Source organism: Streptomyces sp. NPDC054840, from assembly GCF_053611065.1.
The window spans coordinates 1-9,912 of sequence record NZ_JBSGZP010000039.1; the positions used below are offsets into that span (position 1 = coordinate 1).

The 9,912-nt window shown below is 75.3% G+C and carries 6 protein-coding genes; all 6 read right to left on the bottom strand.

Features of this window, described 5'->3' with window-relative positions; genetic code table 11:
* Window positions 1-1,574 (bottom strand): condensation domain-containing protein (locus ACWGIU_RS05315; RefSeq protein WP_453702617.1); only part of this gene is annotated, 1,574 nt, incomplete at its 3' end.
* 19 nt (window positions 1,575-1,593) lie between these two features.
* Complete coding sequence (locus tag ACWGIU_RS05320; RefSeq protein ID WP_453702619.1) at window positions 1,594-4,806, bottom strand: non-ribosomal peptide synthetase; 3,213 nt, start codon at window positions 4,804-4,806, stop codon at window positions 1,594-1,596.
* A complete protein-coding gene (locus ACWGIU_RS05325; RefSeq protein WP_453702621.1) occupies window positions 4,803-6,596 on the bottom strand; it encodes a condensation domain-containing protein in 1,794 nt (597 codons plus the stop codon). Before ACWGIU_RS05325 ends, ACWGIU_RS05320 begins: the two co-directional genes overlap by 4 nt.
* Entirely contained in the window at window positions 6,589-6,813 is a 225-nt protein-coding gene (locus ACWGIU_RS05330) for an MbtH family protein (protein WP_366451758.1), read from the bottom strand. Before ACWGIU_RS05330 ends, ACWGIU_RS05325 begins: the two co-directional genes overlap by 8 nt.
* 89 nt (window positions 6,814-6,902) lie before the next feature.
* Complete coding sequence (locus ACWGIU_RS05335; protein WP_453702623.1) at window positions 6,903-9,170, bottom strand: pyridoxal-phosphate dependent enzyme; 2,268 nt, start codon at window positions 9,168-9,170, stop codon at window positions 6,903-6,905.
* Window positions 9,171-9,172: 2 nt separating this feature from the next.
* The coding region (locus ACWGIU_RS05340; RefSeq protein WP_453702625.1) for a kinase at window positions 9,173-9,912 on the bottom strand (740 nt) is incomplete at its 5' end.

The following is a 9,912-nucleotide window of genomic DNA, read 5'->3' on the forward strand; positions in this document are numbered from 1 at the left end:
TCGCCGGGCCGCACCCCGTCGGCGCGCAGGGCCAGGGCGAGGGCGTCGGCCCGCGCGACGAGGGCCGCGTAGCTCAGCGTGCGGCCGGTGTCGTCGGTGGTGGCGACGGCGTCGGGGCGGCGTCCGGCCTGCTGCCGTACGCGCTCGACGACCTCCGCGTACTGCTCGTCGCGGGCGGTGTCGTTCCATTCGACCAGGACGCGGTGGCGTTCGGCCGGCGAGAGCAGGTCCACGGTGCCCACCGGGCAGGCCGGGTCCTCGGCGACGGCTTCGAGAAGCCGGGCGAGGCGCTCCAGCAGGGCCTGGGCGGTGTCGCGGTCGAAGACGTCCGGCCGGTAGTCGATCTGCAGCCGCAGCCGGTCGCCGGGGATGGCGGTCAGCGAGAGGGGGTAGTGGGCGGCGTCGTACGGGTCCACTCCGGTGACCCGGAGCCCGCCCGCGCCGAGGGCGGCGAGGCCTGCCGCGTCGACCGGGTAGTTCTGGAAGGCGACGCAGGAGTCGAAGAGCTCGCCCGCTCCCGCGAGCCGCTGGATCTCGACCAGTCCCAGGTGGTGGTGGTCGATCAGGCGCGCCTGCTCGTCCTGGAGCCGCTCGAACAGCGCGACGAGGGACTCCGTGGGGTCGATCCGTACACGGACCGGCACGGTGTTGATACACAGGCCCACGATGTCGGCGACGCCGGGCAGTTCGGGGTCGCGGCCGCTGACGATGGCTCCGAAGACCACGTCCTCGGAGCGGATCTGCCGGCCGAGCAGGAGCGCCCACGCCCCCTGGAGCAGGGTGCCGGAGGTGATCCGGTGGCCGCGCGCGAGGGCGCCGAGCCGTTCGGTCAGGGACTCCGGGAGGTACGTCTCCACGCGGTCGGGCAGGACCGAGCCGGGCGGCGGGGACACGGGCGCGGTGCGGGTTCCGCCCGCCAGGCCGTCCAGGGCGCGGGTCCAAGCGTCCTGGGCGGCGGCCGTGTCGCGGCTGTGGAGCCGGCTCAGGAAGGAGGAGTAGGGGGTGACCGGTCCCAGCGGGGCGTCGTCGGCGTGGTGCAGGGCGAGGAGTTCGCGCACCAGGACCGGCCAGGACCAGCCGTCCATCAGGATGTGATGGTAGGTCAGCAGCAGCCGGTGGGACAGCGGGCCGGTGCGGACGAGGGTGAGGCGCAGCAGCGGGGGCCGGGCGAGGTCGAAGCGGGTGGCCCGGTCCTCGGCGAGGAGGGTGTCGACGGCCGCGGTGCGCGCGGTCTCGCCGAGCCCGGACAGGTCCACCTCCTGCCAGGGGGCCCGTACGCCGCGCTGGACGACCTGGGCCGGTTCGCCGGTGGCGCGGCGCAGGAAGCCGGCACGGAGGTTGGCGTGCCGTTCCAGGACGGTGTCGGCGGCGGCGCGCAGCCGGTCCGCGTCGAGGGGGCCGTCGAGGTCGAGGAGCAGCTGGGCGACGTAGACGTCGCGCTCCTCCTCGTCGAAGAGGGCGTGGAAGAGGATGCCGTCCTGGAGCGGGGAGAGCGGCAGGACGTCCTCGACCAGGGAACGGGCGGCGGGGGCGGCGGCAGGGGCGGGGGCGGGGGTGGACGGCGGGTGGTTCACGGTGGTGTTCCTTCTGTGGTCAGGCGGTCTGGGTGCGGCGGGCCCGGCGGACGATCGGCGGGTCCTGCGCGCCGGCGGCGTCGGCGGCCGCGGCGGCGGGCAGGGCCGCGGCGAGTTCGGCGACGGTGGGGCCGGCGAAGAACTGGCGGATGCCGACGGCACTGCCGAACCGGGCCCTGACCTCGGCGAGCAGCTGGGTGGCGAGCAGGGAGTGTCCGCCGAGGTCGAAGAAGCTGTCGTGGACGCCGATGTCCGGCAGGCCCAGGACCTGCTCCCAGATCGCGCACAAGGCGCGCTCGTCGTCGGTCCGCGGCCGGCGGGAGGTCCCCGCGGTGCCGGCCGTCGCCGGGCCCGGCGCGGGCAGGGCGGTCAGGTCGGTCTTGCCGTTGGCGGTCACGGGGAAGGCGTCGAGCAGGGTGAGGGTGGCGGGCACCATGTACTCGGGCAGCCGGGCCCGCAGGTACGCGCGCAGTTCCTGCGGTTCGGGTGCGGAAGCTCCCTCGGCGGGGACGGCGTAGCCCGCGAGGGCGGGGCCGGCGGCCGTGTCCACGACGGTGACGGCGGCCTGGCCCACCGCCGGGTGTCCGGCCAGGGTGTGCTCGATCTCGGCGGGTTCGATGCGCAGTCCGCGGATCTTGACCTGCCGGTCGGCGCGGCCGAGGTACTCGACCTGGCCGTCGGTGTTCCAGCGGGCCAGGTCGCCGGTGCGGTACATGCGGGTGCCCGGGGGGCCGTACGGGCAGGCGACGAAGCGTTCGGCGGTCGGCGCGGCCCGGCCGAGGTAGCCCTGCGCGAGTCCGGCGCCCGCGATGTAGAGCTCGCCGATGACGCCGGGCGCCACGAGGCCGAGCCGCTCGTCGAGCACGTGGAGCTGCGTACCGTCGAGGGGGCGGCCGATCGGGACCTGCCCGCCGGGGGCCTCCCGGCCCGGGCCGACGGCGAAGGTCGCGGCGAAGGTGGTGGTCTCGGTGGGGCCGTAGGCGTTGGTGACGGTGGTGCGGGGGCAGGCCTCGCGGACCCGGCGGACCATGGACGGCGAGGCGGCCTCGCCGCCGGTCATCACCTCGTGCAGCGTACCGAGTGCGGGCAGGCAGCGGTCGGCGAGGACGTTGAAGAGGGTGGCGGTGAGGAAGGTCCCGGTGACCCTCTCCTCGGTCATCAGCCGGGCCAGCGCGTCGACGTCGAGGTCGCCGGGCGGCGCGACGACGACCAGGCCGCCGTTCAGGAGCGGGACCCACAGTTCGTAGGTGGAGGCGTCGAAGGCGTGCGGGGAGCGGAACAGCACCCGCTCGTGCGCGCCGCCTCGCCAGCGCCGGTCGGTGGCGAGGGCGACGACCTCGCGGTGGGGGACGGCGACGCCCTTGGGGGTGCCGGTGGAGCCGGAGGTGTACATCAGGTAGGCGAGCGCGTCGGCATGCCCGCTCCGCACACTCGTCCCGGGCGTCACGGCCTCCTCGGCGGGCTGTCCGTCCGGACGCAGTACGTGGCGCGGTCCCGCCGGTACGGGTTCGCCGTCCGGGAGGTCGGTGACGAGGACGGCGGCCCCGGCCGCGGTGAGCACGGCCTCGGTACGGGCGTGCGGGGCCCGCGCGTCCAGCGGCAGGTAGGCGGCGCCCGCCTTGAGGATGCCCAGGCAGGCGGCGACGAGGTCGGCCGAGCGGTCCATCAGGACGGCGACGGCCTCGCCCGGGCGGACGCCGAGGGTGCGCAGTCGTCCGGCGATACGGTCGGCACGGGCGTCGAGTTCGCCGTATGTGGTCTCCCGGCCGGCGCAGAGCACGGCGGGGCGGCCGGGGTGGGCGGCGGCCCGCTCCTCGAAGGCGCCGTGGACGGTACGGGCGTCGGGGGCGACGTCTGCGCCCTGCCAGTGCTCGAGGAGGTCGGCACGCTCCCCGGGCAGCAGGAGGTCGAGTGCGGAGAGCGGGACCGAGGGGTCCCGGACGACGGCGCCGATGAGGTGGACGAGGCGGTCCAGCAGGCGCCGGGCCGTGGCCTCGTCGAACAGGTCGCTCGCGTACTCCAGGCCGAGGGCCAGGCCCAGCGGTTGCCCGGTGGCCGGGTCGTGGAGCTCCTCGACCTCCAGGGTGAGGTCGAACTTGGCGGTGTCGGTGCGTACCGCCTCCACCCGCACCCGCAGGCCCGCGAAGGCGGGGGTCTGCGGCTCGGTGCGCTGGGCGGAGACGGCGACCTGGAAGAGCGGGTGGCGGGCTGGCGACCGGGCCGGGTTGAGGCGTTCGACCAGCGATTCGAAGGGCAGTTCCTGGTGGGCGTAGGTCTCCAGGGCGGCGGCGCGCACCCGGCCCAGCACCTCCGTGAAGGTGGGGTCGCCCGAGGTGTCGGCGCGCACGATCAGGGTGTTGACGAAGAGGCCCACGAGGTCGGTGAGGGCTTCGTCCTCACGGCCGTCGACGGGGCAGCCGAGCGGCAGGTCGGTGCCGGCACCCAGACGGGTGAGCAGGACCGCGAAGGCGGCCTGGACGGCCATGAACGGTGTGGCTCGGGCGTCCCGCGCCAGCGCGGCCAGTCCCGCGTGGGTGGCGGCGTCGGTCCGTGCCTCCACCAGTGCGCCCCGGTGGCCGGCCACGGCCGGGCGGGGGCGGTCGGCGGGCAGGGGCAGTTCCTCGGGCAGGCCGTCGAGGACGGCCGCCCAGTGGGTGAGCAGCCGGGCATGCAGGGAGGCGGGATCCTGGGCCGGGCCGAGGAGTTCACGCTGCCACAGCGCGTAGTCCGGGTACTGGACGGGGAGTTCGGGCCACTCGGGCGGCCGGCCCGCGCACCGGGCGGTGTAGGCGGCGGCGAGGTCACGGACGAGGACGTTAACGGAGTGGCCGTCGCCCGCTATGTGGTGCAGCACCAGGAGCAGGTAGTGGTCCTCGGCGCCGTCGGTGAACAGGTCGGCGCGCAGGGGCGGTTCGGTGCCGAGGTCGAATGGCCGGGACGAGGCCTCCTCGGCCCGCCGGGCGCGTTCGACGGGCGGGCAGTCGGTGACGGTGAGCACCGGCGCGGCGTCCGCCGGGTCCAGGACCCGCTGGTGGGGGCGGCCCGCCTGGTCGGGGAAGACGGTGCGCAGTGCCTCGTGGCGGCCGCTCACGTCCGCGAGCGCGGCGCGCAGGGCCGGGCGGTCGAGGGTTCCGCGCAGCCGCAGTCCGACGGGGATGTGGTAGAGCGCGCCGTCGGCGCCGTCCCGGGCGTGGAACCACAGCCGCTGCTGGGCGTGGGACAGAGGGATCACAGCAGGGCTCCGAGCTGGGATTCGAAGGTGTCGAGGTCGGCCTGGCTGACATGGGCGAGGGAGACGTCGGAGGGGGTCAGTCCGCCGGCGTCCGGGCGGGCGGCGTGGGTGACGACGGCGCGCAGCATGGTGAACCACTCCTGCGCGAGGTCATGGACCGCCTGACCGGGGAAGGCGTTGCCCGCCCACGTCCAGGTGGCGCTGAGGGTGAGGCCGTCCGGCCCCTCGTGGGCGGCCGCGTTGACCTCCACGGCGTGGGCCATCGGAAGGCCGTCGTCGGCGTCGTCGAGGGCGAAGGCGTGCCCGGGCGCGGCGTCCCAGGGGGCGTCCCCACCCATCGGGAACCGGCCGAGGTAGTTGAAGCCGATCTGGGGGATGCCGCGCGCGGCGAGGTCCGGTCCGGTACGGGAGTTGAGGTGGCGCAGCAGTCCGAAGCCGATGCCCTTGTCCGGTACGGCGCGCAGTGCCTCCTTGACCAGACGCAGGGCGGCGCCGACCGCCGGTCCGCCCGCGCGGGCCTCGTCGAGGTCCGGGCGCCCGAGGGCGAGACGGACGGGGAACACGGTGGTGAACCAGCCGACGGTGCGGGACAGGTCCGTGCCGTCGGCGACGTCCTCCCGGCCGTGGCCCTCGACGTCGACCAGGACGGCACCCTCCTCGTCAGCCGCGTCCTGGCCGTCGGCGCCGCGCCGCCCGAGCACGGCGAGAGCCAGGGCGGTCAGCAGCACGTCGTTGACGGTGCCGTTGACGAGGCCGGGCGCGGTGGTGAGCAGGGGGCCCGTCACGTCCGGCCCGAGGGTCAGGGTGAGGGTGTTCTCCGGGCTCTCGGGGTCGAGGCCGCCGGGCGGACGGACCCCGGCGAGGGGTTGCGGGGCCTCGCGCAGGGCGGCGGCCCAGCGGTCGGCCTCGGTGGTCCGGCGGCCGGAGGTGGCCTCCGCGCGCAGCAGGTCCGCCCAGTGCGCGAAGGGGGTGTGCGCCGGTTCCAGGGCGGGCTCGCGGCCCTCGTTGAGGGCCGTCCAGCAGCTGCGCAGGTCGTCCTGGAGGATCCGCCAGGAGACGCCGTCGACCACGAGGTGGTGGACGACGAGCGCGAGCCGTCCCTGCTGTCCGGCGCCCCGGTCCAGGAGTACGGCGCGCAGCATGTGGCCGTCGCGGGGCGAGAGCAGCCCCCGGGCGGCGCGCATCCGCTCCCGGGTCAGGGCGGGAAGTTCCGCCTCGCCCGTCCCGCGGGCGTCCACGTGCTCCAGCAGGTCCGCCGCGCTGACGGAACCCGCGGGCGGTACGACCGGCTCGGCGCCGGAAGCCCCGATCCCGTCGGGCAGCCGCAGGCGGAGCATCTCGTGGGTGTCGAGGAGGGCCTGGACGGTGCGTACGGCGGCGGACGAACAGAAGCCCGGCGGGGTGCGCAGGACGAGCGACTGGTTGTACGTGTCCACGGGACCGCCGAGTTCGGCGAGCCACCCCATGATGGGGGTGGGTGCCAGCGGGCCCAGGCGGCGCGGGGGCACGACCGGTCCGGCGCCCTCGCCTGCCCGGCCCTGGGCGCGGGCGGTGGCGGCGAGCGCGCTGACGCTCTCCGCGCGGAGCACGTCGCGGGTGCTGACGACCAGGCCGGCCGCGCGGGCACGGCTGACGACCTGGATCGCCTGGATGCTGTCCCCGCCCAGCCCGGTGAAGCTGTGGCCCGCGCCGACCTCGGCACGGCCGAGGACCTCGGCGAAGAGGGTGCGCAGGGTCCGTACGGGGTCGGGCCCGGCCGGGTGCTCGGTGCGGTGGACGGGCTCAGCCACGGGGCGCGTTCCCGGCGAGGGCGGCCACCAGGGAGGCGGGGCGCATGTCGGTCCAGACCCGCTCGACGTGGTCCAGGCAGGCCTGGCGGCCGTCGGGGCCGTGCACCACGGTCCAGCCGGCCGGAACGGGGTTGGCGGCGGGCCACAGGGAGTGCTGGAGCTCGTCGTTGCGGACCACGACGTAGGAGGCGTTGTCGTTCTCGAAGGGGTTGCTCATGGCGGTTGACCTTTCGTGTCGGGTGCGGTCGTACGGGTCGTACGGCGCGTCGTCGGGGCCGGGGACGGCGGAGGTTCAGGAGCGGAGGTTCAGGAGTGGGGCGCGGCCTCGATGTCGAGGCGGACCAGGGCGCGCGCCGCATCGAGGGCGGCGTGCACGCCCTCGGGCTCCTCATGGCGGGCGATCACGTGCCCGAGCCGGTCGGAGGCACTGCGGGGCCTGCGCACGGGCGTGCCGGGGGCGGCGGTGACCAGCACCGACTCGACTCCCTCGACGGCTTCGGCGGCCTCGGCGCCGTGGGCGGCGGTGAGGGTGCCGTCGGTGTCGGCGAGGAGGAACTGGATCCCGGCATGACCGGCCTCCTCGGCCTTGAGGTGCGGGGGCAGGCCGAGGGCGGCGCGGAGCTGCGCGTCGAGGAGGTCGACCCCGGTGGCGAGCCGGATCAGTTCGGGGATCATGCCGCCGGCCGGTCGCGGGTTGATCTCGATGAGGGCGGGGCCGTCGGCGGTCAGTTTGACCTCGGTGTGGGTGGCGCCCAGGCGGATCCCGGCCGCGTCGAGGGCCGCCGTCACCGTGTCGGTGATCAGCTGGGCGGCGGCGGTGGGCAGCGGGGCGGGGAAGAGGTGGCGGTGCTCGACGAAGTGCGGGGTGGCGGTCACGGACTTGGCGGTGATGCCGACGCACACGGCCTGCCCGTCCCCGCTGAACATCTCGACGCTGTATTCCGGTGCGTCCAGGTACTCCTCGACGAGGACGGCCCGGGCGGTGGGCATGCCCCGTACGTTGGTGGCGATCGCGAGGATCCGCCCGATCTGGGCGCGGACCTCCGCTTCGTCGGCGCAGAGCAGGACGTTGGTGGAACCCGAGTCGTCGGCCGGCTTGACCACGCAGGGCAGTCCGGTGCGGGCGACGGCGTCCGCCGCCCCGGCCGGCTCGCGGACCACGGCGTAGCGGGGCTGGCGGACACCGGCGGCCCGCAGCCTCTCGCGCAGGGCGGACTTGTCGCGGCAGACGGCCACCGCCCCGGGCGGGTTGCCGGGCAGGCCGAGCCACTGGGCGATCCGGGCGGCGGCCGGTACGTAGAAGTCGCTGGTGGTGGTGACGCCCGCGATCTCCTCGCGGCGGAACCGCTCCTGTACGGCGGCGCGCAGGGCGGCGTCGGAGTTGGTGTCGCAGCGCAGCACCTCGGTGCCGGTGTCGGCGAGTCCCCGGTAGCGGTCGGGGTCGCCGGTCAGCAGGACGGGCACGGTACCCAGTTCGCGCGCCCGGTCCAGGGCCAGCATGCCGGTGCCGGTGGTGTTGGACTCCACGAACAGCAGGTGCCGGCGGATCCCGGCGGGCGGGCTGTAGGCGAGGGTGGACCAGGTGAGGGCGGTCCCGTCGGGGCCGAGTGCGGCCGGCGCGGTGGCGGCGGGCACCTCGCGCAGCCGGTTCGCGTCCCAGTGCTCGTCGTTGTAGACGGTGTCGGCGTAGCGGTCGCCGCGGTCGGGCAGGATGCCGACGATCCTGGTCCCGGGCTCGGCGCGGTCGGCGAGGCCGGTGAGGACCCGGTAGACGGAGCCCGAGGTGTTGCCGCCGAAGATCTGCTGCTCGCGGGCGAGGTCCCAGGTCGCGGCGAAGGCCTCGTGGTCGTTGAGCCAGTGCACCTCGTCGATGAGGGTGCGGTCCAGGTTCTTGGGCAGCAGGCTGTTGCCCAGCCCGCTCTGCAGCCGCTGCGGTACGTCGGGCTGGCCGAAGAGGGTGCTGCCCACGCAGTCGACGCCGACGACGTGCAGGGCGGGCAGGCTCTCGCGCAGCGCCCGGGCGGTGCCGCACAGGGAGCCGCCGCTGCCGACGGCTCCGACGAGGGAGTCGAACCGCCCCAGGTCCGCCAGGAGTTCTCCGGCGAGGGTGCGGTAGGCGCCGGGGTTGTCGGGGTTGGTGTACTGCTGTGGCCAGAAGGCTCCGGGCAGTTCGTCGAGCAGCTCGGCGAGCCGCTCCAGGCGGGCGCTCTGCCAGCCGTGGCTGGTCATGGCCTCGACGACGTGTACCCGGCAGCCCAGGGCACGAAGTTTGGCGAGGGTGACGGGGTCGATGCGCGGGTCGGTGACGATGTGCACCTCGTGGCCCAGGGAGCGGCCGACGAGGGCGACGCCGAGGGCCATGGTCCCCGAGGAGCTCTCGATGACGGGCGCACCCGGCCTCAGGGTGCCCAGCCGCCGGGCCTCCAACAGGATGTTGCGGGCGACGCGGTCCTTCATCGCGAAGAGGTTCTGCAGTTCCAGCTTGGCGTAGACCTCCACGCCGCGGGTCTCGCCCAGGCGCAGTCGGACCAGCGGGGTCGCGCCGATCGCGTCCGTCACGGTGTCGAACAGCATGCTCAGATCTCCAGCTCGGTGGGGTGGGCGGTCGCGGCGGCCTGCGGGCTCCAGCTGTCGTCGGCGCCGAGGGAGCGGTGTACGGACACCTCTCCGCCGAGGGCGGCGCAGCCGGCCCGGATGTGCTCGGTCTTGCCGGTGAGGGCGGGGTCGTTCGCCTCCAGGAGGACGCCGAGCATGGTGCCGCTGTGGGCGAGGACCAGGCCCAGGCCGTCGACCTCGCGGCACAGGGCGTGCAGTTCCGCGAACCCGGCGCGCCGGCGGCGGTGGGCGTTCATCTCGGCGCTGCGGGTGGCGACGGCGCCGACCTCCGGGAGGTCGCCCCGGGCCACGGCGTCGGTGAGCCGGTCCAGCAGGAGCGCGTACTCCTCCCGGTCGGCGGCGTCGAAGGCCCGGGCGCCCCGGTTGTGCGCGACGGTGTCGACCTGGCCGCCCTCGTCGTGGGCGACGACGGCGAGCGGGGGCAGTACCCCGAGGCGGCGACCGAGGCGCACCTCACGGTGGTGGAAGGCGACGATCTCGTCGTACATGACCCCGTCGGCCGGTTCGATGCCGCGCAGGAAGTCCTCCGTCTCGGCCGGGGTGAACGCGCGCCCGTGGGCCGCCCCGACGGCCCGTACGGTGGCGACCGTGCGGCCGGTGGCCGCGTCGACGGCGTAGACGTAGGGGCCGTCGTCGCTGTCGTTGTGGGTCCAGTAGACGCCGGGGTGGGCGCGGCTCGCGGCCAGGCCGCTGGACTCGG

Bases quoted from the DNA above. Each gene is read 5' to 3' on its own strand.
- ACWGIU_RS05335 (WP_453702623.1), bottom strand. From the start codon at position 9,170: ATGCTGTTCGACACCGTGACGGACGCGATCGGCGCGACCCCGCTGGTC.
- ACWGIU_RS05330 (WP_366451758.1), bottom strand. From the start codon at position 6,813: ATGAGCAACCCCTTCGAGAACGACAACGCCTCCTACGTCGTGGTCCGC.